The organism is Veronia nyctiphanis (assembly GCF_004116385.1).
In the GTDB taxonomy this organism is placed as follows: domain Bacteria; phylum Pseudomonadota; class Gammaproteobacteria; order Enterobacterales; family Vibrionaceae; genus Veronia; species Veronia nyctiphanis.
Window position 1 is genome coordinate 315,279 of sequence record NZ_PEIB01000002.1, and the last position, 21,906, is coordinate 337,184.

At 44.3% G+C, this 21,906-nt stretch carries 19 protein-coding genes and 4 pseudogenes; 11 read left to right on the plus strand and 12 right to left on the minus strand.

Going from position 1 to position 21,906, the window contains the following annotated elements:
• Window positions 1–143: 143 nt before the first annotated feature.
• Together CS022_RS03310 and CS022_RS03315 are read left to right on the plus strand one after the other, a co-directional pair.
• A pseudogene (locus tag CS022_RS03310) lies at window positions 144–565 on the plus strand (DUF3010 family protein).
• A gap of 57 nt (window positions 566–622) precedes the next feature.
• On the plus strand, window positions 623–1,096 hold the full coding sequence (locus CS022_RS03315) for a methylated-DNA--[protein]-cysteine S-methyltransferase (RefSeq protein WP_129121084.1): 474 nt from the start codon (window positions 623–625) through the stop codon (window positions 1,094–1,096).
• 34 nt (window positions 1,097–1,130) lie between these two features.
• On the opposite strand, the gene CS022_RS03320 is transcribed toward CS022_RS03315, so the two are convergent.
• From CS022_RS03320 to pdsO, 6 genes and pseudogenes are all read right to left on the minus strand, one after another.
• A complete protein-coding gene (locus tag CS022_RS03320; RefSeq protein ID WP_129121085.1) occupies window positions 1,131–1,529 on the minus strand; it encodes an HMG-box domain-containing protein in 399 nt (132 codons plus the stop codon).
• Entirely contained in the window at window positions 1,529–1,750 is a 222-nt protein-coding gene (gene yidD / locus CS022_RS03325) for a membrane protein insertion efficiency factor YidD (protein ID WP_129121086.1), read from the minus strand. Before yidD ends, CS022_RS03320 begins: the two co-directional genes overlap by 1 nt.
• 1 nt (window position 1,751) lies before the next feature.
• Entirely contained in the window at window positions 1,752–1,967 is a 216-nt protein-coding gene (locus CS022_RS03330) for a DUF4177 domain-containing protein (protein WP_129121087.1), read from the minus strand.
• Between the two features lie 249 nt (window positions 1,968–2,216).
• Window positions 2,217–3,482: pseudogene (locus CS022_RS03335) on the minus strand (UDP-N-acetylglucosamine 1-carboxyvinyltransferase); the annotation flags it as partial.
• 43 nt (window positions 3,483–3,525) lie between these two features.
• Window positions 3,526–4,011, minus strand: a complete 486-nt coding sequence (locus CS022_RS03340; RefSeq protein WP_161569546.1) for a GNAT family N-acetyltransferase — start codon at window positions 4,009–4,011, stop codon at window positions 3,526–3,528.
• A 26-nt stretch (window positions 4,012–4,037) separates the two neighbouring features.
• Entirely contained in the window at window positions 4,038–4,784 is a 747-nt protein-coding gene (gene pdsO / locus CS022_RS03345) for a sortase-associated OmpA-like protein PdsO (protein ID WP_129121090.1), read from the minus strand.
• A 610-nt stretch (window positions 4,785–5,394) separates the two neighbouring features.
• Here pdsO and CS022_RS03350 point away from each other — a divergent pair.
• From CS022_RS03350 to CS022_RS03370, 5 genes are all read left to right on the plus strand, one after another.
• Window positions 5,395–5,757 carry a hypothetical protein gene (locus CS022_RS03350; RefSeq protein WP_129121091.1) on the plus strand — a complete coding sequence of 121 codons (363 nt, stop codon included), beginning with the start codon at window positions 5,395–5,397 and terminating at the stop codon, window positions 5,755–5,757.
• Between the two features lie 185 nt (window positions 5,758–5,942).
• Window positions 5,943–6,638: a proteobacterial dedicated sortase system response regulator gene (pdsR, locus tag CS022_RS03355; RefSeq protein WP_129121092.1), complete on the plus strand. Its 696-nt coding sequence runs from the start codon at window positions 5,943–5,945 to the stop codon at window positions 6,636–6,638.
• A complete protein-coding gene (gene pdsS / locus CS022_RS03360) occupies window positions 6,635–8,833 on the plus strand; it encodes a proteobacterial dedicated sortase system histidine kinase (protein ID WP_201746196.1) in 2,199 nt (732 codons plus the stop codon). Before pdsR ends, pdsS begins: the two co-directional genes overlap by 4 nt.
• A 145-nt stretch (window positions 8,834–8,978) precedes the next feature.
• Window positions 8,979–9,587 carry a glutathione S-transferase family protein gene (locus CS022_RS03365; protein WP_129121093.1) on the plus strand — a complete coding sequence of 203 codons (609 nt, stop codon included), beginning with the start codon at window positions 8,979–8,981 and terminating at the stop codon, window positions 9,585–9,587.
• A 75-nt stretch (window positions 9,588–9,662) separates the two neighbouring features.
• Window positions 9,663–9,869 carry a DUF3283 family protein gene (locus CS022_RS03370; protein WP_129121094.1) on the plus strand — a complete coding sequence of 69 codons (207 nt, stop codon included), beginning with the start codon at window positions 9,663–9,665 and terminating at the stop codon, window positions 9,867–9,869.
• Between the two features lie 10 nt (window positions 9,870–9,879).
• On the opposite strand, the gene CS022_RS03375 is transcribed toward CS022_RS03370, so the two are convergent.
• The 3 genes from CS022_RS03375 to CS022_RS03385 all read right to left on the minus strand — a co-directional run bounded on the left by CS022_RS03375 (window position 9,880) and on the right by CS022_RS03385 (window position 13,473).
• Window positions 9,880–10,611, minus strand: a complete 732-nt coding sequence (locus CS022_RS03375) for a class I SAM-dependent methyltransferase (protein WP_235869217.1) — start codon at window positions 10,609–10,611, stop codon at window positions 9,880–9,882.
• Between the two features lie 141 nt (window positions 10,612–10,752).
• Window positions 10,753–11,418: a cupin domain-containing protein gene (locus CS022_RS03380; RefSeq protein WP_129121095.1), complete on the minus strand. Its 666-nt coding sequence runs from the start codon at window positions 11,416–11,418 to the stop codon at window positions 10,753–10,755.
• Between the two features lie 231 nt (window positions 11,419–11,649).
• Window positions 11,650–13,473 carry a DEAD/DEAH box helicase gene (locus CS022_RS03385; protein ID WP_129121096.1) on the minus strand — a complete coding sequence of 608 codons (1,824 nt, stop codon included), beginning with the start codon at window positions 13,471–13,473 and terminating at the stop codon, window positions 11,650–11,652.
• Window positions 13,474–13,945: 472 nt separating this feature from the next.
• Here CS022_RS03385 and CS022_RS03390 point away from each other — a divergent pair.
• Together CS022_RS03390 and glgX are read left to right on the plus strand one after the other, a co-directional pair.
• A pseudogene (locus tag CS022_RS03390) lies at window positions 13,946–15,921 on the plus strand (exoribonuclease II).
• Between the two features lie 610 nt (window positions 15,922–16,531).
• Window positions 16,532–18,476 (plus strand): annotated as a pseudogene (gene glgX, locus CS022_RS03400) (glycogen debranching protein GlgX).
• Window positions 18,477–18,536: 60 nt separating this feature from the next.
• Here glgX and CS022_RS03405 read toward each other — a convergent pair.
• The gene (locus CS022_RS03405) at window positions 18,537–18,758 is read right to left on the minus strand and encodes a hypothetical protein (RefSeq protein WP_129121099.1); all 222 of its coding nucleotides are present in this window, start codon (window positions 18,756–18,758) and stop codon (window positions 18,537–18,539) included.
• 125 nt (window positions 18,759–18,883) lie between these two features.
• Between CS022_RS03405 and CS022_RS03410 the strand changes: the two genes are divergently transcribed.
• A complete protein-coding gene (locus CS022_RS03410) occupies window positions 18,884–19,759 on the plus strand; it encodes a LysR family transcriptional regulator (RefSeq protein WP_129121100.1) in 876 nt (291 codons plus the stop codon).
• 176 nt (window positions 19,760–19,935) lie between these two features.
• Window positions 19,936–20,400 carry an NlpC/P60 family protein gene (locus tag CS022_RS03415; RefSeq protein WP_201746197.1) on the plus strand — a complete coding sequence of 155 codons (465 nt, stop codon included), beginning with the start codon at window positions 19,936–19,938 and terminating at the stop codon, window positions 20,398–20,400.
• On the opposite strand, the gene CS022_RS03420 is transcribed toward CS022_RS03415, so the two are convergent.
• Window positions 20,397–20,942, minus strand: a complete 546-nt coding sequence (locus CS022_RS03420; protein ID WP_129121102.1) for a hypothetical protein — start codon at window positions 20,940–20,942, stop codon at window positions 20,397–20,399. The genes CS022_RS03415 and CS022_RS03420 overlap by 4 nt on opposite strands.
• A gap of 62 nt (window positions 20,943–21,004) precedes the next feature.
• Entirely contained in the window at window positions 21,005–21,163 is a 159-nt protein-coding gene (locus tag CS022_RS24780) for a hypothetical protein (protein WP_161569547.1), read from the minus strand.
• Window positions 21,164–21,906 lie beyond the last annotated feature (743 nt).

A 21,906-nucleotide genomic window follows, 5' to 3' on the forward strand; every position in this document is an offset into this window, starting at 1 on the left:
TAGTCTCTGGCTCTAGGCGCGAACTGAATTTGCTTAAATACTGAACGTACACACTCATCAAACACGGTCACCTGAGAATATTCGGTGACCTCACACCTCGCTTTCCCTATACTATCGGCCACCAACCTGCTACGGAAAAAATCATGAGAATTTGTGCTGTCGACTTAAAGAGCAACGATGCCAATATTTGCCTCCTCGAACTGAATCAAGCCTTTTTGAAGTGCCTGAGTGTAGAATGCGCAAGTTCACGCTTGCCAGTAATGCCGATGCACAAGAGATGCGCCAGTTTCAACGCACGTTTATTAAGCTAATGGAAGACTACAAAGTTGATAAAATCGTCATCCGTGAACGTCCAATGAAAGGAAAATTTGCGGGAAGCGCTATCGGTTTTAAAATTGAGGCCACACTGCAACTTATCGAAGAGATGGACGCAGAAATTTTAACCGCGGCAGAAATGAAAGAGTCACTGAAGCGAAACCCTGTCGATGTGTCGATGAAAGAGCTCGGTTTAAAACAGTTTCAAGAGCAAGCATTTATGACTGCTTGTGCTTACCTATATAAGTAAACTGATAAGGCTGGCCAATCCAGCTTTCTTTTTGGGACTCACTGACAAGGATCCAAAGTGACTACCTTCGTTGATTATTACGAAAGCCCGATTGGAAAACTGACGCTACTCGCTTCAGAGAAAGGCCTCACCGCGATTTACTTTGAAAACCATAAACTCCCCACATCCATCCCAGAAAATCTAATCAACAACCCAGTCACCTTTGAAAAAGTATGTGATCAATTAGATGAGTACTTCTCCGGAGGAAGAAAGGCGTTTGATATTGAGCTTGATATGGGAGGGACTGCGTTCCAGAAAAAGGTTTGGCAAGAACTAACTGATATTCCCTACGGGGAGACAATCAGCTATCAAGAGTTGGCAATACGTGTCGGAAACCCAAAGGCATCTCGAGCAGTTGGCGCTGCAAATGGGAAAAACCCGTTATCTATCATCATTCCTTGCCATCGAGTGATCGCAAAGAATGGAAAACTTACGGGATATGCGGGCGGCGTACAGGCAAAAAAATGGTTGTTGGAGTTCGAAGCTCCTTAGTCACGAATGGCAGCCAATGCTGCCACTCTTAGACTTACTGCCCGGGCGTGCTTTTTATTTCTTCGAGGATAGCTCGAGAAATATCATAGTTTTTCTGTCGGACAATTTTCTGAGAAAAGAATAACTGCGGCAGCTCAAATAAAGCCAAGCCGATGAGCACAATCACTGCAATCTCGTACCCCATTACCAGCCCTGCTACTGCTGAAATCAAAAGAAAGAGTTCAATAACAAAGACAAGGTACTTGCCGAGATAAAGGTGATGTACGCCACCAATGAAGGTCCAATTCAACGACGCATAAGTATCTGGATCTTTTAACTGCTTCGTTTGTGCTTTGTAGTACAACTTTCTCTCTGCATCAGATAGGTTTCTGACGTCTTGGGCGAGAGCTTCTTCTTTATGCTCAAGTTCTTCAATTGATTCAAATATACTCATCAAGGGATCTCATCGCGAATCTTTTCGACTAAATCGGGTTGGTTGCACCGTCTGATACGGGCCAGACCGAGTCGCCACCCCTTTATCGCACCATACTTTTCGATACACTGACACGTATATTCGGAGCATGTTGGCTCAAAATTACACTCAATGTTTAATAGCTTTTTTGATCCGCCCTTACGCTGATAAAGGCGAATCAAAGCCAATGAAAGGCGTTTCAACCTAACGACCTAAGGTAATGATGACTGCTTCTCGCGCCCAAAAAAGGAGGAAACGTTTTTTCTCGATGACCTGAAAGACAACTTGCCAGCCATCCTGTGCCAGTGTGTTTAACTCTGCTTCCATTTTTTGAACAGGAATACCGCTCGCGCCTAGTAGTATCGTACCGCAGCCGCCTTCAACAACATGAACAACTTTATACTCTTTGAAATTACTCATTTTTTCCTCGAAATAACAATTCTTTGAATCTGGGTGTGTGTTTAAGAGGGAAGGCTACATAAGGAGTATGAATCTTTCAATTACTGAGTATTGCGCCATTGCAAAGTTTTTTGATGACGTTTGAACAGTATTGAAAAAGTGCTATCGATATCAAGTTTATTGACCACTGAGAGGTGTTCGGGCTGTTTAAGTTCCATGCGCCACCGTAAAGGTAGCGAATGGAAAACTTGGTGGTAGAGAGAAGCTTATTCAGTCATTCATGTAGGTGACTTTTGCACCCAGTGACTGAAGCTTTTCAATGAAGTCTGGATGGGCACGGGTAATTGGGTCTGCATTCTTGATCTCCGAGCGACCTTCAATCTGCAAGGCGGCGATGACCAAGCCGAGTACCACACGAATGATATAAGGTGCTTCTACCACCGCAGGTCTCAATATTTTTCCGTCAGTTTTTAAAAGCCTGTGAGGATCCGCAAGGTGGGTTCTTACGCCAAACTTCATTAACTCTGATGACCAGAACAGAGCGCCCTCATACACTTTATTCCAAAACAACACTTCCCCTTTGCTCTGAATCGAAGCACCGATGATTTGTGGCAGTAAATCAGCCGGAAAGTAAGGCCAAGGCGCAGCTTCAACTTTCACATAGGTCTCTGGAGTCAGGCTGTTCTCGACAATAAAGTGGCTTTTACCGGTTGTTATTTTGTTACCCGATAAAGTCACATTTAGCCCGACCTTTCGCAGTTGCCGGACAATCAATGGCATGTCAGGTGCCACATCAGTTTCTATTTCAATAACACCGCCTGTTGCCGCACCAATAGCGGCATAGGTCGCTGCCTCGTGGTGATCATCAGGCACTTTAAATTCGACGCCGCTCAGTCGATCAACGCCCTCGACTGTGAGTATTGATGTACCAACGCCTTCGATTTTGGCACCCATTTGCTGCAAAAAATGGCAGAAATACTTCACGTGAGGCTCACAGGCAGCATTGGTTAACGTTGATACCCCCCCCGCCAAAACGGCCATCATCAAAAAAGTTTCCGTGGCAGTGACAGATTGATAGTCCATCCAAAGTGACGCAGCATGAAAGCTATCAGGCGCTTTTACATAACATTCTTGCCCATCGTAAAATACTTGGCACCCGAACGCAGAAACAACATCAAGGTGTGGGTCTATTTCTCTCACGCCCAGCGCACAGCCTTTCGAACCATGATCGAGTTTGAAGCTACCAACACGATGTAACAGCGGCGCCATTAAAAGAACCGTTGAGCGAATTCCGACTGGCATTGCAACTGTGTTATCAATCCAGTGGTTGTTTTTGTGGCAGAAGGACGCAGACTTCTCGCGCTTATCATGGATAATTTCTGCACCAAACCCTGATACGTATTTTTTTAGTTTTTCACAATCTGAGATTGGAGGGACGTTTGACAGACTTACGGTTTCGTCAGTCAGAAGCGTCCCACAAACCATGGGAAGTAGAGCATTTTTGTTTCCCGATACCTTAATCTGGCCCGAAAGTGGGAAACACCCTCGATGACTAACTTTGCCATGAAGACTTCCTTTTTTATGACCAACCGTGCGCTGGACGACACACTTTGTTGGATTGCTCCGCTAACATTTGTTGGCTTGCTATGAGTTTTAAATAACGTTTCGGTGTTATTTTGTAGCCGACCAATAAATGAAAACCATCGTGATCTTCTTGGCACACAGGGCTACACATTTCCATTCGATTGCAGCCTTTGTTTTTAAAGAACTGTGCTGCGCTATCAAGTAGTTGTGTACCGATGGTCATCTCCCGAAACGTTTCATCAACCACTAAAGCTGATATTCTCCCTGTCGGTTTATCATCATGTAAAACCGACAAAAGCTGAATAACGATGTAGCCCGAGACCAAACCACATACTTCGGCGACGAGGATCAATTGATTCTCTGATGCAATTGCATTCGCCAGCGTTTCCTTAGTTCGACACAACGAAGGGGATGAACCTATCTGACGGTTTAACATGTTGATTCTTTCTGCATCTTCAACATTAGCAACACGAATATTCATGGTTATCCCCTTTTGGTATGAAGGCATTATTTACTGGCAGTTTCTGTGTTTCCGTTAATGGCACGCAAGCTCACACGACGGTCGAAGAAATACCCCTCACGGTCACCGTTTGACTCGAGCGGGAGCTCGGCGCCATAGGCCTGAGTAGTAAGCTGAGCAGGCGAAACGCCCTGTGCAACAAGGTAATCAAAAACAGCTCTGACGCGTTTCTCGGAAAGTTGTTGATTGTAATTTTTTTGGCCCCTTACATCAGCATGGCCTTCTAAGTCCCAAAGCATATTTTCGTCCTGTCGCATAATGCCCGCCAGTTCGTCGAGCTGAGCACGGAAATGCGGCTCGATGTCAGCAGAGTTGGTGCGAAATTGGATATCCATTTGAAGGTCGAGATCAAATCGGTTTTCGCGCTGAGAAGCTCTGAGATCGGCTATTGCCAATTGTGACTCGCTATATTTTCTGTTCATCAATGCAATTTGCTGATGGTTTTCAGACAGTAATTGATTCATTGACGCCAATTCTTCCTCTTGGTCGATGCTGTAGTTTTTATAGCTGGAGACTTCTCCGATTAACCCACCAACCAGAGCACCCGCAAATGCGCCTACTGGGCCTCCTACTAGCGCTCCGAGTGCCGCGCCGCTGCCTACGCCAATATATTGTGGTTGCGTGTCTCGCTCTATATTTCCGCCTGTCGCGAACGCCGAGCCTGAAACAGCCATTAACGGAAGAGTTAACGCTACAGCAATGGTTGTTTTCTTAATTTCGTTAAATGATTTCATGAGATTGTCCTTTTCTTGTTTTTTATTAAGTGCAGCGCCCTCCGCTGCATCCGATGAAACAATTAAAACAAGACAAAAAGGCATCACCGGGGGACAAAAAGGGAAATAGCAAGGTAAAAAATGGCAAAAATATGGCAATCGAAAACCACACTGAGATCCCTTAATAAGCTAGATAGGGCTGCTCATGGAATCGGCAATAAAGCGCATTTTCAGAAAGAAAATTAAGAGAATTCTGAGATGAATAGAGAAATAGGACAGGATAAGTTATTGGTCGTGATGTTACATCACGTAAGAATCAATGATTTTTCTATCATTGAGCCACTGCGAATAGATCACTCAAGTGAGTACGCCTTGGCTCCTTGAACATGTAAATGGTGGTGTTTAAGGAGCCCTTTTTAAGTACTGAATGTTCACTTCCCTCGTTACTCAAACTTCCTGTCACTAATTTTCCGAGCTGTTTCATCTGAAAATCTGCATTTATGAATGGTTCATCGCATAAATTTTAAGTTTATAAATCAACAACAAATAATTAAAACCCAAACTATTTTCCGATTAAAAAAACAGCGTAGTTTATACATGTTTTGACTAAACGTCAGGAAAATAGGACGCAATGAAAACCTATAAAACAGGTGAGAGATACATTGAAATATTAGATAAGCACGTTTTGTCATCAATGAATGGCATTGCGGAAACTTCATCTTCACATCAATTTTCATTCGCGTTGTTTTGCTTAGAGAATTGTAAACCCTACCGAATTATAGAGATAAGCAGCGAAGTTACGTATCGCACTGTGAATCAAAACCTTCTGAAAATTGGATTCGACTGGCTGAAGTTTGAGCCCGGTGCTCACCCTAGCAATGTCGATTCTGAATTCCACTTTAGTCCAGCAAAAGAGTGGCAACTTCATCAACTCAACACCCTGAAACTCTCGTTTATGGAAACTAGGCTCAAACCAGCAAATTCATCAACATGATAATTAACAAACATCTGATCGGGATTTACTCATTGAATCCCATGCTAAATGCGTTCAATTCTGGCGTTCCAGATGATCAATTGTGGCAAAAAAAGGGCTTTTCTATAATGTTCTGCAATTAGTCTTCTACCACCGTAATATTTCGGTATAGTTCAACTAAATGTTGTTTATAAGAAAACGTATTTATGAAGCGAATTGCAATCGTCGAAGATGAACCCGCCATTCGAGAGAACTATGCGGATGTGTTGAGAAAACAAGGTTATACCGTTTCTACGTTCGCCAACCGACCTGATGCAGAAATTGCCTTTGCTACTCGCCTGCCCGACTTAGCCATTATAGATATTGGTTTACAGGAAGAAATCGATGGTGGTTTTCAACTCTGTCAGTATCTCAGAGCAAAGTCTGCAACCGTCCCCATTATTTTTCTTACTGCGCGTGACAGTGATATTGATACTGTTGTAGGCCTTAGGATGGGCGCAGACGACTATTTGACCAAAGATATCAGCCTTCCCCACCTTATGGCGAGAATCGCCGCACTGTTCAGACGAAGTGATCTTCAACAGCAAAGTCACACTGACGAGGATAAACGCATTGAACAGGGCAAGCTAGAGCTAGACTTAAACCGTATGCAGGTCAAATGGGAAGGACAAACCATCGAATTGACTGTGACAGAGTTCTGGCTGGTTCATGCAATGGCAAAACGACCGGGCCATGTACGCAGCCGTCAAGATTTGATGCAGGAGGCGCATGTCGTTGTTGATGACAGTACCATAACCTCGCATGTAAAACGTATCCGGAAAAAGTTTCTCGCCTCTGATAGCGCTTTTGACAAAATTGATACGGTCTACGGCATGGGCTACCGCTGGGATAGCGCTGAATGAAGCAGGTGCGTCGACTACTCCTCCCTGTCTGGCGCTCCCTGGCAGGGATCCGTACCAAAGTTATTTTACTTTCAACTCTGCTCTTTTTGCTCCCTGTGATTGGATACAACTACATTTGGGAACTCGAGAAGGTGTTACTTCAAGGGCAGGAGCAAACATTGATGGGCAGCGCGCGTTCTCTCGCTATGATGCTTAATCAACAACCAGTCTTACTTGAGGAACAAGCAAAAACTCAACCTCAGATAGAGCAAGGAAAAGACCTCTACGCTATCAGATTAAATCATCCAATAGTATTGGACGGTTACACGCAGGATTGGGCGCCTTATGACAAAACCTCCTTTATCTATTCGGGTAGTAGCGTCAGGTTCAGCAGAGGGCTTTATCGCTCCAAGAATTTTAATCTATCTGCGGTAACTGCCAGTGCTGAAAACAGAGTTTACCTTCTATTAAACGTTATCGATATCGCACCAATACTGAAACGTCCAGGCAGTGCCAACGTCGATAGAAACGATCATGTCGTTGTGGCGTTAACCACAAAAGCTGGAGAATTTAAACGTTATCTAATCGCTACGAATGAAAGCGGCCCGGCGCAAGTTTACTCTGTCAATCATGACACGGAGTCAGACACCAACAGCTTTCTTCAAACAAACGATTTACAGGCATTCTGGAAGGTCACAGAGACGGGTCACACGATAGAAGTGTCGATTCCAGACTGGCTTATCGGCGAAAAACTTGGGTTCGAATTCTTCAATGTGAACGATAGATTTAACCGGGAAGTCGAAACCATAGTTGGCTCAGCAAGTATTAACAGTGCAGATCGTTTGGGAACCTTCCTTGTCACTTCTCCTGACGTCGAAAAGGTTATCAAACGCATGGGTAACAATGGCACTCGATTTTGGGTCGTTGATAGACATGGCCGAGCTATTGCCAAGTCGGGAGATATTAAGAGCGCAAACGGTGTTTGGGAAACCAGTGTTAAGTATCAAGAAAGCCCTGCGGTAGTGTCGAGTTGGCTCAATATGGACTGGCTGAGCCCTATTTACTACAAGGTATTAGAGCGCCCGCCGGAAGATTTCATAGATTCAATGCAGCACGCGTCTGTTTACCGCGGTGTAGATGTTCAACAAGCACTGTTGGGTCGGCCCTATGCAAATTGGCGTATGTCTGACGATCAGAAAGCGCGTATTTTATCTGCGGCATACCCTATCTGGTTAGACGGCTCAGTCGTAGGTGCGGTCATAGCTGAAGAAACAACTAATGGTATTCAGACGCTCCGAAACAAAGCACTGGAGCAGTTATTTAATGTTCTATTGGCGGTGATTATTACAGGCGTCGTTGTTATGCTCCTTTTTGGCTCGCATATTTCCAAGCGGGTCAGGAGACTGCGCGATGAGGCGGACAGCGCGATAGATACTCAGGGACGTGTTCTGGCGCCGATATCACCAACGAATAGTCAAGACGAAATTGGTGATTTATCACGTACCATCACCAGCATGTTGAACCGACTCTCGGCGTATCACGGCTACCTCGAAAAAATGCCTTCCAGTCTTTCTCATGAACTAAGAACGCCTGTTGCCGTCGTTCGTTCATCACTTGAAAATCTGTCTATGGTCACACAGGACCAAGACCAGCAACGGTATATAGAGCGAGCTCAGGAGGGCGTATCACGTCTCGCTCTCATTCTGTCGAACATGACAGAGGCAACGAGACTCGAACAAAGCTTTGTGCATGCTGAAAAGCACACCTTCCCACTCAATGATGTCGTCAAAGGCTGTGTTCAGGGTTATGAAATGGCCTACGCACCGCACCCTATTCAAGCAAACGTTACCGACACAATCATTAGAATGAACGGTGTTCCTGAATACATCGCGCAGCTACTTGATAAACTTGTCGCAAATGCGATTGAGTTCAGCCAGACCGATAACCCTATAGACGTTACCCTCAAGCCCCTTGGCAAAGTCGCGTTTATTACTGTCAGTAACAAAGGTCCGCTTCTCGCTGAAGGAATGGGTGAGCAACTTGTTAACTCAATGGTGTCGGTAAGAGCTGAGACACAAAAGTCAGACAAACCACACTTGGGACTGGGCCTATATATTGCTCGCTTAATAGCAGAGTTTCATAATGGTTCTCTTTCAATCGCAAATCGACCTGATCAATCGGGGGTGATCGTCGAAGTACGCCTGATAATCGACTAACACGCAAAATGTCGGCAGTAATTCAGGCGCTGTCTGATTACCTCCTGTTTACTTTCGCTCTAATGCTCATAGTGTTTTCAAGACGGGTATTTCATTCGTTTTGCTATATGTTAAAAAGGAGTGTTAGTAAAACTAGGAAAGGGATATGAAGCTTTATGAGTTTGGTCCTGCACCAAGTGCAAGACGCGTCTCACTCTTTTTAGCCGAAAAGAAAATCGATATAGAACGCGTTCATGTTGATATATTTAAGGGAGATAACCTAACAGATAGCTTTAAGGCAAAAAGCCTCAACGGAAAAATCCCCCTGCTAGAAATTGATGACCATACTCACCTGTGTGAATCCATAGCAATTTGTCGCTATCTGGATCAGGCCTTTCCTACTGATAATCACCTGTTTGGCGATTCTCCTCTTGCTTCTGGGACCATTGAAATGTGGAACAGGATCATCGAAACACAAGGGCTCTACCCTGCTTTTATGGCTTTTCGACAACTAAAGGGCCAATTCAAAGACCGTGAAGACGTCATACTCGCAAAAGGTGAAGAAGCAAAAAAGCAGGTGAGCGAATTTTTACCCGTGTTGGAGCAACAACTCTCTCGACATCCTTATATTGCCGGCGATCACTTCTCAGTTGCTGACATCACTGCATATGTGTTGTGCAGTTTCACAAAAGTGTTAGGCCTTGAAATCGACCAACATGAAGCCGTAAATGAGTGGCGTGACAAGGTGAAAGCAAGACCCGCATTTCAGCGATGAATATTGCCAATATGTGTATTTTCTTCGGTCACTCTTGTAAAATTGCTGACATACGAGAATACGAGTGAGCGAAGAATGAGTCAAAATTTAGCCCTGTTACCTCCTGATAAAAAGCAATTTATCGAAATAGATAAACAAGCCGCTTATGCTGTATGGCGCATTAAAAATGGTATGGCTGATAATACCCTACTCAGTGAAGAGTTACGGACGTTGAAAGGAATGGCGCAGCAAGAGCACTTCCAGAATAGCGTTGCAAAATATCAGCAGATTATGGGCATGTAATCTCTGGGTTTCACTCAAACCGATATTCATCAAGCGAACGAAAATGTTGAAAGGAACGCGACCTATGGTCGCGTTTATTTTTGATCAGTAAAGCAACGTAATGATTATTCTCGTCACACAGCACAAAGCGGCAACTAAAGTTCAATGACTCTGCAATACGTCGCAACGTCGACATACCCACATCCAGCTTTGGATACTCTTCACTCACTTTCCCATCAAACTCGCAGGTCATCATCTTAGTGCGATAACCTTCTTTTTTGAGGTTTTTAGAACTTAGTATAACCCTGCCGCCCGGATATAATGTGTTTCTGGCTAATTCCAGGAAATGAATGAAGTTATGAATGTAACCAAGTTGCCCAACGTAGCCGCGAATCGCAAGCCAGGTGTATGTTCTTGGTAACTCAGACTGATGCTCAAAAAGACCACCAGACAACACTGACTCAAGCCCTCTTTGCTTCATGATTGCACAGGCAACAGGTGAAGTGTCTATAGAGGTCACGTCGATACCTTTCTCATGAAGGTATAGAGATAACTCTCCAGAACCCGCACCAAGGTTAAGGACATTGCGACGACAGTAAGACAAGGCAATTCTGTCGGTTTTTACTTCGTCAGGGCGTCGGAAAAAATCTGAAGTGGGCACAACTGATGCTCCATCTGATTCTCGAAAAATAATATTCCCTGATTTGTCGCCGTTGTAATAGCTTGCCAACGCTGAGCCGTAAACGTCGTCTACGTTTTCCATAGTTTTCTCCCCAATCGATGTAGAGAGAGTACCGATGCCGAATGCTCAAATCTGTCTCATTTAAAAAACAACTGGCGTAAAAGTCAGGAAATACTGCGCTTAATGCCTGATTTATCGTACACAACGATAAAAATACAGAACCTATCCCGGGTAAGGTAAATGACCGACTTTAATCCACAGCAGAGTATCTTCCTGACAAAAGGGGTTATATTCGAACATATGTGGGTTTCTCATCCATGTACCTGCAGGGTATCTTCCAAACTCGTCTCTGTATTCGCCCGAGAGAACAAAGACTTCTTCACCGCAAAAATGGGAGATGGAAAAGAAGTGTTGTCCGGCAGGCCACTGAATTAGAGCAACCTGCTCACCATTGAATTCATGTAATGTCAGCATTCTCAGGTTGCCCTGTGCTTCCGTCCACGTTGACAGCGCCATGTCGGTAAATACCGTCTTACTGTCCGTTGCGCAAAACTGATTACGCTTTTCTAAGAACAAGCACCCTGAATGCGTCATCAGCTTAAATGACTTTCCGTGCGGCACCCGCAAGTAGCAACCCTGACGCGCATTCAGTGTTTTATCATCAACAAGGAAGCGACACTCTCCATTTACCACGAGGATTTCTTCGCCCGCTGACCCTACACAATCAATCTCAGTACCGGGTGCAACCCTAACAAAACGGGTATCGTGCCCACGTGTATTTTTCTCATAAGCCAATGGCTTGTAATAAACACCTGAGAGTGAGTCCGCTTGCCAAGGTAATGATTCGGTCTTTATTACCACTCTCTGCTCAAAAAGCATGTTGTGCATGACTTTCTTTCTCCAACGCCGACTATATCTCTCTGTGATCTTTATTGTATTTTTTTGTAGCGCTAGTCTAGCGAAAGAAACAGAAGGACAAGCGTCCTAGTTATTGGACAGTGAAAGCATGTTGAAGCTTTCTTTTCTATCGGTTAGTTCAACGTTTTTCTGTTTCTCAGAACTGAAAAAAAGCGGGCCTTTACAGCCCGCTTTTCATATATAACGTTAAGTTTCGACAGTTTATGCTTCCGCGTGACGACGCTCGCCGCGGAAAGAACGTTTCTCACCACCGCGATCACGGTTGAAACGACGCTGGTCTCCACCACGATTACCACCGCGGTCATCACGACGACCACGATCACCACCACCGTTACGACGACGTGGCGGATCCATGTTTACGTGCCCCTCAACCAACTGTGCGTCAGTAGGCTTTTGGCGAATGCGAAGCTTACGAAGCTGGCCCAAAACTTCTTTAGGCATTTTCTTAGGCAGCTGAACGTAAGTGTGGCCAGGTGCAAGCTTGATTGAACCGATGAACTGTTTCTCAAGACCAAGCTCGTTAGCAATCGCACCCACGATGTCTTTAACCTGAATACCTTGCTCACGACCAACTTGTAACTGGTAAGTATCCCAATCAGCAGCGTTATAACGTGTACGGCTATTGTTACCACCATCGTTTTTACGTTCTTCACGGCGACGCTCACGGCGTTGGTTTTCGCGCTCAATCGCAGCAATTAACGGATCTGGCCCAGTGTAGAAAAGAGGACGCTTGCCTTGCTGACGCTGAAGAAGCATTGCTGCTAACGTCGATGCATCAACATCGATAGTTTCCTGCAGCTTTTCAATCAAACCAACGAAGGCTTCGAGGCTATCAGATTCTTTCTGCTGTTCAAGATCAGCAGCCAAGCCATTCAAACGTGCTTCTGCAACTTTGTCACGAAGCGGAAGTTGGATTTCTTCCATACGCGTTTGCGTAACACGCTCAATAGTGCGAAGCATACGAATTTGGTTAGTGCGAACAAGCAGGATTGCCTTACCATTTCGACCAGCACGGCCAGTACGACCAATACGGTGAATGTAAGATTCAACGTCGAAAGGAATGTCGTAGTTGAATACATGCGTAATACGTGGAACATCAAGACCACGAGCCACAACATCGGTCGCAACGAGGATGTCAATAACACCACGTTTGATGTGATCTACAGTACGCTCACGCAGAGACTGTGGAATATCACCGTGTAGTGCTGCAGCTTTGAAACCACGCGCAGACAACCAATCAGCAAGGCGCTCAGTATCTTGACGAGTTCGAACAAAGACGATTGACGCATCAGTGTCTTCAGTCTCAAGAAGACGCGTCATTGCTTCGTCTTTCTCGACACCTTTAACAACCCAGTACTGTTGTTCAACTTGCTCAACAGTACGGTTGCTACCTGCAACATCAATGCGCGCTGGATCACGAAGAAAACGCTCAACGATTTCTTTTACCATTGGAGGCATGGTCGCAGAGAAAAGCACGCGTTGTGCACTTTCTGGCGCTTGTTCCATGATCCAAGTGACGTCGTCAACGAAGCCCATTTTGAGCATTTCGTCAGCTTCATCAAGCACGAACGTGTGCACTTCATCAAGTTGTAGACGGTCACGATTAATAAGGTCTTTGACACGACCCGGTGTACCAACAACGATATGAGCACCAGAACGCAGCGCGCGCATTTGGTCAACAATAGATGCACCACCATAGATCTCAAGGACTTTAAGACCGTCGATGTTCTGGCCAAGCGTCTTAACTTCAGCCGCAACCTGGATAGCCAGTTCGCGAGTTGGCGCCATAACGATTGCCTGAGGCTTACGCTGGTTAAGGTCAAGTTTGTTAAGCAGAGGCAGTGAGAATGCAGCGGTTTTACCTGTACCCGTTTGCGCCTTACCCAAGGCATCTACACCAGTAAGAAGAGGAGGTATAGAAGCCGCTTGGATAGGGGTTGGAGCAACAAAGCCCATTTTATCAAGCGCAGACAGGATATTTTCAGCCAGTTCTAGCTGGCGGAATTCAGTAACAGATTCTTGCATTGGGATCCCAATTTATGAACTACAAAAAACGGGGCCTCTTAAGCGGTGTACAGTGATCGGTTACTGTTACAGTTCCGCCCTACACATAGGAGCTAACTCAGCTAACTGGGTGGAACGCGCTACGGGCCTCGACAAATAAGGCGCACATTCTGCGCCTTTCAGGGCCAAAAAGCCAGAAAAAAATTGAGAAAAGTCACATTTCTTAACGAGCTTGCTGGATTTTTGAGTGTTTGAGTATAAAGAACAGCCTATTTGTTGAAAACGTGATCGAATAACTGCATAAATATTCGCTAAAAAACGCAGTTTTCAAAAACTTAATAGCCTTTAATCATCTGTTCATGCTTATAAAGCAAAAATAGGTGTTGTATATGCAATGAACTTAATTTATCCCGCTGCTTTATAAGTATCCAAACTGGCAAATCAGGTGAATTTGGGTATAGTGTGTTCGACTTTTTTCTGAGACCAAACAACAATGTTTCAAGACAATCCATTACTTGCGCAACTAAAACAACAGATCAAAGAAACCATTCCTAAAAAAGAAGGCACGATTAAAGCCACCGAAAAAGGGTTTGGCTTCTTGGAAGCGGACGACAAAAATAGCTACTTTATTCCGCCTCCATATATGAAGAAAGTGATGCATGGGGACAAAGTGGTCGCCCTGATCAGAACGGAGAAAGATAAAGAGGTTGCCGAACCCGATGAACTGATTGAACAATCCGTCGAACGTTTCATCGGTCGTGTAAAGCTATTCCGTGACAAGCTGAATGTTGTTCCAGACAATCCGCAGCTAAAAGACGCAATAAGAGCGAAGACCAGAAAAGGGATGAGTCACGATGAGCTTTCAGAAGGCGACTGGGTTGTCGCGAAACTCATTCGTCACCCTTTGAAAGGCGACAACAACTTCTTCTGCGAAATCAGTGAAAAAATCACAGACGCGGATGACAAAATTGCGCCTTGGTGGGTAACGCTAGCCAAGCATGATTTACCGAATAAAGAGCCTGCACCGCAAGACTCTTGGAGCATGCTGGATGAGGGTCTTGACCGTGAAGACCTCACCGCCCTGCCCTTCATCACCATTGACAGCGCATCAACAAAAGACATGGATGATGCACTTCATACGGTGAAAAATGATGATGGCACCTTCACTCTCACTATTGCAATTGCTGATCCAACCGCATATATCGCTCCGGAAACAGAGATGGACAACGAAGCACGCGAGCGTGGTTTTACTATCTATCTGCCGGGCCGAAATATCCCGATGTTGCCTCGCGAGCTCAGTGACAATCTTTGTTCATTGATCAATGATGAACAACGCCCGACACTCTGTTGTACAGTGACTGTCGCGGCAGATGGCACTATTGCTGATGATGTACGATTCTTCTCTGCCACCATCAAATCTCAGGGCCGATTAGCTACGATGACATTTCCGATTTGATTGAAAACGGCAAATGTGAAAACTGGTCGCCTAACGAGACGATTAAAGAACAAATTGACGCTTTGCATGCGTTCGCACTGGCTCGTATCAACTGGCGTAAGACACATGCCGTCACCTTCATTGATCGCCCGGATTATCGCTTTGAACTGAGCGAAGATAACGATGTTGTTGCTATCCATATCGACCCTCGCCGCATTGCCAATCGTATGGTTGAAGAGTCGATGATCACAGCAAACATCTGTGCCGGGCGTGTTCTGAGCGAACACTTCGGCTTCGGTGTGTTCAACACCCATGCTGGATTCAATGCTGAAAAAATTGAAGACTTGGTAACACTGATGAACGAAAACGGTGCCGACGTTACCGCCGAGTCTGTTGCAACACTTGAGGGCTTCAGCGCACTACGCCGTTGGTTAAACAGCCTGGAAACATCGTATCTGGATAATCGAATCCGTAAATTTCAGGCTTACAGCCTGATTCAAAATACGCCCGCTGAGCACTACGCAATGGGGCTGGATGTGTATGCTACTTGGACATCACCTATCCGTAAGTACGGTGATATGATTAACCACCGTCTACTGAAAGCGATCATCACAGGTCAAGAGCCATCTCAGAAGCCAGATGAGGCAGTAGGTGATGAATTAGCAGGCCACAGAAAGCATCATAGAATGGCAGAGCGAGATGTTGCAGATTGGCTATACGTGCGCCTTCTCAAAGACGCTGTTGAGCAAAAAACTGAGTTCAAGGCTGAGATTTTTGATATCAACCGTGCTGGTATGCGTGTTCGTCTCCTAGAGAATGGCGCAATGGCATTCATTCCTGGCTCGTTAATCGTTGATAACAAGGAACGTGTGGAATGTAACGGCGACATGGGAATCATCTCTGTTGATGGCAATAAAGAGTTCCAGCTAGGTGATGAGATTCAGGTTGTCCTGACATCAGTGAAAGAGCCGACCCGCTCAATTGTTGGTAAGCCTACCCGCGAGTTTGCAGTGGTCGCTGAAAAAGCGGAGTAACCACAAGCCTCAGTCGAAGCCCAAAACGTAAAAATTAAAAAGCCAGACTAAGTCTGGCTTTTTTTATTCGGTACTCAAAAGAAAAAAACCGGCAAACGCCGGCTCATTGAGGTCTATTTAAGGTTGTCTGACCTTGTTAAAATTTGTCGACCCTGCACAAAAGCGGCATACCCGCTTTCAATTTTACCCCAGACACTGGTTTCCCTGTGTAAAAGTAAACAACGTAGTCATTATTGTTATGTTGTCGCTTCCATGGACGCTGGACAGAGACCAAACCATAACACCACAACTGTATGATCTTGTCTTGCGCTTAATGACCGTAGCTAACTTTTTCTCATTCACACTCTCTCATATGAGACACTTCGACAAGTAGCCATTTAAGAAAAGTCAGCAGAGTCGCTGGCGAATATTCATCATGTTTCTGTATGCAGTTCAACCAGATATCTGTTAATTCTGATACGAAGATCTGCTTCTTCCCAATTGCAATTGAATTCAATGCTCAGTGTCCGCATATTTGGAGACTCGATAGGCAAAGCTCAATTTCAATTCGCTTGTGCTCAATGACTTTGCTTAAACGATAGAGCCAAATACGCCTAACGCTGGGACTCGCATGAAAAATATGGACAATAAAACAATAACGCATCACAAAGTGCCCCAAGGCGCGACGCTTTCAGAAAACGGATGTTTTTTTTCAATTCATGCTCCTCAGGTCAACAAACTAAAACTCGCTATTTTTGACCACAATGGCACACCTGAATTTCATGATCTTGGGGCAAGAAATGGCCCGCTATTTCAAATATTTTTACCCAACATAAAAAGCGGCACGCAATACAGCTACTTCTATTCATCTTCTGATAAAGAAGTGTGGCTTATTGACCCTTACGCCAAAAAGATCAGCGCCCACCCTGTCTGTAAAAAGTCGTATGCCTCAGTAGTTACCAATAACGAATTTGACTGGCAAGGTGTTGTTCAACCAACAGTTGGCCGTGACCAAACGTTGGTGTATGAAGTTCACGTTAAAGGTCTGACTCAACAACATCCGGATATTCCCGAACCCTTCGTGTAGATACCTTGGACTTTGTCACCCTTCAATGATTGAACACTTCAAACAGCTCGGAGTGACCACTCTTCAGCTTATGCCAGTGACGGCGGCAGTCGATGAGCATCATTTAAAGCAAAAGAAACTGACCAACTTCTGGGGCTATAATCCGGTTGCATGGTTTGCACCGGACAACCGATTTGCTGTTGATGACCCAGTCACTGAAATGAAAACAATGGTCAGAGAGCTGCATCGCCATGGTTTTGAAGTCGTGCTCGATGTGGTTTATAACCACACGGCAGAGAGCGGTGAGCCAGGGCCAGTGTTTCACCACAAGTTACTTGATCCCCTGTTTTACCTTCATGGGTATGAAGGTGAATTCCAGAACTTTACAGGATGTGGCAACACGGTCGACCTTTCCCACCCACCTGCGCTCAAAACCGTAATGGACTCACTGCGGTATTGGATTGAAGAATTTCACATTGACGGCTTCCGCTTCGATTTAGCGGCAACATTAGGACGTAGAGGCGAGTCTTTTGATAATGCTGGCGGTTTTTTTCATTCCGTCTACCAAGACCCGATTGTTTCGCAAGCCAAGTTGATTGCAGAACCATGGGATATTGGACCAGATGGTTATCAATTGGGGCATTTTCCGATGGGATGGCTCGAGTGTAACGATAAATACCGCGATACGTTGCGCTCGTATTGGCATTTTAGTGGCCAAGGACTCGGCGAGTTTGCAACGCGTATTATGGGGTCTCGCGACCTATTCAGCGCTGCAGTTTGGCCAGACAAGTCTTCGGTAAATTATATCGCTTACCATGATGGTTATACCTTACAAGACTTGGTCTCCTACCAGCACAAACACAATCTCGATAATGGCGAAGGAAATCGAGATGGGCATGGCGACAACCGTAGTTGTAATCATGGTATTGAAGGCGAGACGAAAGATAGCAACATCGTTGCATTGAGGGAGCGTCAAAAACGCAATCTTATTGCCTCTCTGATGTTCAGTTTTGGTGTTCCTCACCTACTCGCGGTAGATAGCCTCTCGCATAGCCAGAAAGGCAATAATAACGCCTACTGCCAAGATAACCCGATCTCATGGCCAACATGGCAGCTAGCGGAAAGAGAGTCTGACTTCCTCTCGTGGATGGAAGCCATCATTGCATTGAGAAAGGTCTATATGATGCCTCTTATCCGTGCGTTTTCCGGACCACATCGACACACCAACAGAGTGGTATGGAGAAAACAATCCGGTCAACCGATGGAGTGGCAAGACTGGGAGAGCAAGCAAGTTATCGCCTTACACATCGGCGTAGGAGAAAAAGGACAAGAACTCATTTTTCTTGCAAACCCAACCTCCAACAACACCAAGTTCGAGCTTCCTAATAAACCTTGGCGTTGTCTAGTAGACACACGGCTTGGTCATATAGAGTCACCAGCACAACCTTTGGGAGAGAATGATTACACGCTGATCTCACATTCGATGGCGATATTGTTTTCTGACAAATAAAAAAGACCCGGGATCACTCCCGGGTCAACTCACCAATTTTCGCTAAATAGTGAGACGATTTTACTTGCGGTTCAACCTCTCTATTTCTTTTTCTACTCGCTCTTTCGTCAAACCGATGTCTTGCAAAAATGCCTGATCATCTAAACGAGCTTTTAAATCTCTAATTGCACTCTCTTCGTCACTGGCAAACCAAAACTGATTGATCTTCAATTTGGCCTGCACAAGTGTCTGCTTAATTGAATTAAGAAGGGATATTGAGCGGGAAAATTTAATGTGTTCCATGTTTACCTCCGCATTACAGCAAGCCAAATCGTTTAAATAATGTGCACTTCGGTTGTAATCATGCTAAGAATTTATTGATAAGAAAAGCGCATATTTCTTAAGGTATTCATTAGAGATTCTAATATATGAAAAATTTAGATATTGACCAACTTCGCTCACTGGTTGCAATAGCCGATTGCGGAAACTTTTCTGGCGCCGCAGACAGGGTGCATCGAACTCAATCAGCCGTCAGCCAGCAGATGAAAAAATTAGAAGCCTCTACGGGTGTTACCCTTTTCCAAAAACTCGGGCGAACATATTCATTGACCAGCCACGGCGTTCATCTGGTCAGTTATGCACGACAAATACTCGGGTTAAATGATGAAGCAATGTCCTTTTTTACCAGCCCGGAAATGAATGGCACTGTGCGACTTGGTGTATGTGACGACTACGTAAAACTCGTGTTTGACCATATTTTAAGTGGCTTCTCAAAGGCATACCCCAACATTCAGTTGTTTGTCACAAGCAACACCAGTTGGCGATTGCAAAAAATGGTCTCTTCGGGAAAGCTTGATATTGCAATCATCAATATTCTCGATGAACCCATCCTTCCTGCAGAAGCGCTTTTCACAGAAAGCCTCGTTTGGGTTAAATCAAAGAATGTAGAATATTCACCATCCAAGCCATTACCTCTTGCGGTTGAAGCTCAATGTCGATGGGGAAGAGTCGCAGTTTCCCTGCTTCAAAAAAAGGATCCCTTTTCAAGTCGCCATTACCTCGCAGATTTCCATGGTCTTACTGCCGCAGTAAGTTCAGGTCTTGCCGTTGCCCTGATATCCAGTTGCACTGTCACTGATGAAATGGAAGTTATTGATCTCATTGATTCAACGCAACAGGTTCACACAGGTATTGTGAAAAGACCGGGTATGACAGAGCCTGCGGTATCAGCAATGGCGGATTATGTTCTTCAGTGGAATGAAAAAAATCGTGGGTCGATACCGCCAACATTACGCGCAAGTTAAGCTGTAGTCAGAAAATATCTAACCAAGTCACAGATGAGACACCAATTTGTTTCGCGAGTATTGTCAATGCGATAAATGCAACCTAGACTCGTTTGCATATTTTTTAGACAGTAACGTTTCATGTGAAGATTTGTCGGTGGATTGATTTAGTTTTTTTTGCATTTCTAGCAACTGTCGTGGGTTGTAGTCAAACCGCATTTGTTGAAAAAAACGCCTCGACAAAAAAATCAGAAGCCTTTTACCCACTGCCTGAATTTGCTGCCCCTCCTACTGCTGAAAAAATACAAACTCGACTTGAGTATCTTTTTAACGAATGGAAAGGCACACCTTACAATGGGGGGAATTCAAAACGCGGTATAGATTGCTCAGCCTTTACACAGATCTCATATCGGCAACTCTTCAAAATGCATCTCCCTAGAACGACAAAGTATCAGGTCAGTTACGGCAAACAGGTGGCCTTATCTGAGATTGATACAGGTGACTTAGTGTTCTTTAAAACAAGAAGAAATGGTTATCACGTCGGAATTTATATGGGAGGTAACAGCTTTGTTCACGCATCAACATCGAAAGGGGTCACCATATCTAAATTGGATTCACCATATTGGACTCGCGTGTTCTGGCAAGTCAGACGCTATTTTTAGCTCGCTTTCACTGCCAGAGAAGAAGCATCATCACCAGCGAGGGATATGATCTTCATATTTAGGTTACTGCCCTCTGAATAACTTGCCTTATAACCCCCATGTAGCGTGTTGGAAAAGTGAGATTGAGTCGGGTACACATTAATCACACTCTGCTTCGCTATTTTAAGTGCATCGTCTGAAATCTCATCCACCGATGGCGCAATAATTAATGTACTTTCAACATCACCATAACTGACAAGTGCCGGTTTCATGATGTCTTGATTAAGCAAATCTTGGTTAACCAAAGTTACAACCTGGTGATCGCCACATCGACAACCAGATTCGAACGTGTGCACTTGTCCCAACGAAGTTTTTTGCATTGCGGAAATCTCTCTTTGTAACCTGACGATATTTCCATTTTGTATTAATGCCTGACTTAACACCTTAATAATCTTTGACTTTACTATATGTGAAAATATTTCATCACTTTCTTGCTGCCAAAGCGAAAGGTCTGCAATGCTTGCCGTATCCAGTTGCTCGAAGAAACCGATACTGACTAGCATATTTCCAGCAGCCGCAGATAATTCATCGAAAATAGCGTCTTTGCTATTTATCGCTAGCCCTTCTAGCCAGATGTCAGTGAATTCGCTGGAAAGACCAAAAGGTCAATGTTTTGGTCATGTGCTTTTTCAATCAAAGCGATATGGGTGTTTACCGATGCGTCGAGCGAATCAAGATTATACCCTACGGTAGCAATACCAACGGCTAACGATTTTTTTATCACGCGATTACCACAATTAACAGTGATTTAATCAGCCCATAACCACAGCAATCTCGCCGATACTCGGATCATATCTCACCGACCTAAAACCAAGACTGCTTAAAAAAGGCGCGAATAATACATGTTAATGTTATATCCATCAAAGTATTTTGAAGATTATTGTAACAATGTGAGTCTAAAATCTAATGGAGCGCATAGCCTGCTATCAGAGAGCTAAGACGACTTAAACACATCCCAAGCGGCCCTTAGCGCATTAAACCGACGAGCTCAGAGCTGACTAAAACGTGCCAAACCTCACATAAAAACATCTCCTTATTGAGACTAAAAAAAATAACTAGGCTTTTTTTCAATCTCAAAAGATAAATCTATGCATTTATATGACTCTAGGGTGAATCATAATTAATACATTGAATTATAAATAAGACAAAAGCATTATTATTGAACCGAATAGTTAAAGGCAGTATTAAACAATGATAATAATAACTTTTCACTAATATTCATTCATTTATATCAAAATATAAAACAAAAAAGACAATTCATGTGTTATTTATCAAACACAACTGTACGTAGATATAACAGCTAAATAATATTATTTAATTATGAGTAAATATTTTTTTGCATTATTTGAATAGTCTTCTAATCTACAAATGAACCTAACGTCAATTCTGTCATTCAATTCGAACATAAATTGTCATCAAATGACGAACTGGAAGTTTAATACGAAAGCGACAGACTCCATACAACTA

What these genes read in the sequence shown, in the direction of transcription:
- CS022_RS03380 (WP_129121095.1), bottom strand. Translation starts at nt 11,418, where the DNA reads ATGCACAACATGCTTTTTGAGCAGAGAGTGGTAATAAAGACCGAATCA.
- CS022_RS03340 (WP_161569546.1), bottom strand. Translation starts at nt 4,011, where the DNA reads ATGAATATTCGTGTTGCTAATGTTGAAGATGCAGAAAGAATCAACATG.
- CS022_RS03320 (WP_129121085.1), bottom strand. Translation starts at nt 1,529, where the DNA reads ATGAGTATATTTGAATCAATTGAAGAACTTGAGCATAAAGAAGAAGCT.
- CS022_RS03375 (WP_235869217.1), bottom strand. Translation starts at nt 10,611, where the DNA reads ATGGAAAACGTAGACGACGTTTACGGCTCAGCGTTGGCAAGCTATTAC.
- CS022_RS03370 (WP_129121094.1), top strand. Translation starts at nt 9,663, where the DNA reads ATGAGTCAAAATTTAGCCCTGTTACCTCCTGATAAAAAGCAATTTATC.
- pdsS (WP_201746196.1), top strand. Translation starts at nt 6,635, where the DNA reads ATGAAGCAGGTGCGTCGACTACTCCTCCCTGTCTGGCGCTCCCTGGCA.
- CS022_RS03385 (WP_129121096.1), bottom strand. Translation starts at nt 13,473, where the DNA reads ATGCAAGAATCTGTTACTGAATTCCGCCAGCTAGAACTGGCTGAAAAT.
- CS022_RS03410 (WP_129121100.1), top strand. Translation starts at nt 18,884, where the DNA reads ATGAAAAATTTAGATATTGACCAACTTCGCTCACTGGTTGCAATAGCC.
- CS022_RS03330 (WP_129121087.1), bottom strand. Translation starts at nt 1,967, where the DNA reads ATGAGTAATTTCAAAGAGTATAAAGTTGTTCATGTTGTTGAAGGCGGC.
- CS022_RS03350 (WP_129121091.1), top strand. Translation starts at nt 5,395, where the DNA reads ATGAAAACCTATAAAACAGGTGAGAGATACATTGAAATATTAGATAAG.
- pdsO (WP_129121090.1), bottom strand. Translation starts at nt 4,784, where the DNA reads ATGAAATCATTTAACGAAATTAAGAAAACAACCATTGCTGTAGCGTTA.
- CS022_RS03420 (WP_129121102.1), bottom strand. Translation starts at nt 20,942, where the DNA reads ATGCTAGTCAGTATCGGTTTCTTCGAGCAACTGGATACGGCAAGCATT.
- CS022_RS03405 (WP_129121099.1), bottom strand. Translation starts at nt 18,758, where the DNA reads ATGGAACACATTAAATTTTCCCGCTCAATATCCCTTCTTAATTCAATT.
- CS022_RS03365 (WP_129121093.1), top strand. Translation starts at nt 8,979, where the DNA reads ATGAAGCTTTATGAGTTTGGTCCTGCACCAAGTGCAAGACGCGTCTCA.
- pdsR (WP_129121092.1), top strand. Translation starts at nt 5,943, where the DNA reads ATGAAGCGAATTGCAATCGTCGAAGATGAACCCGCCATTCGAGAGAAC.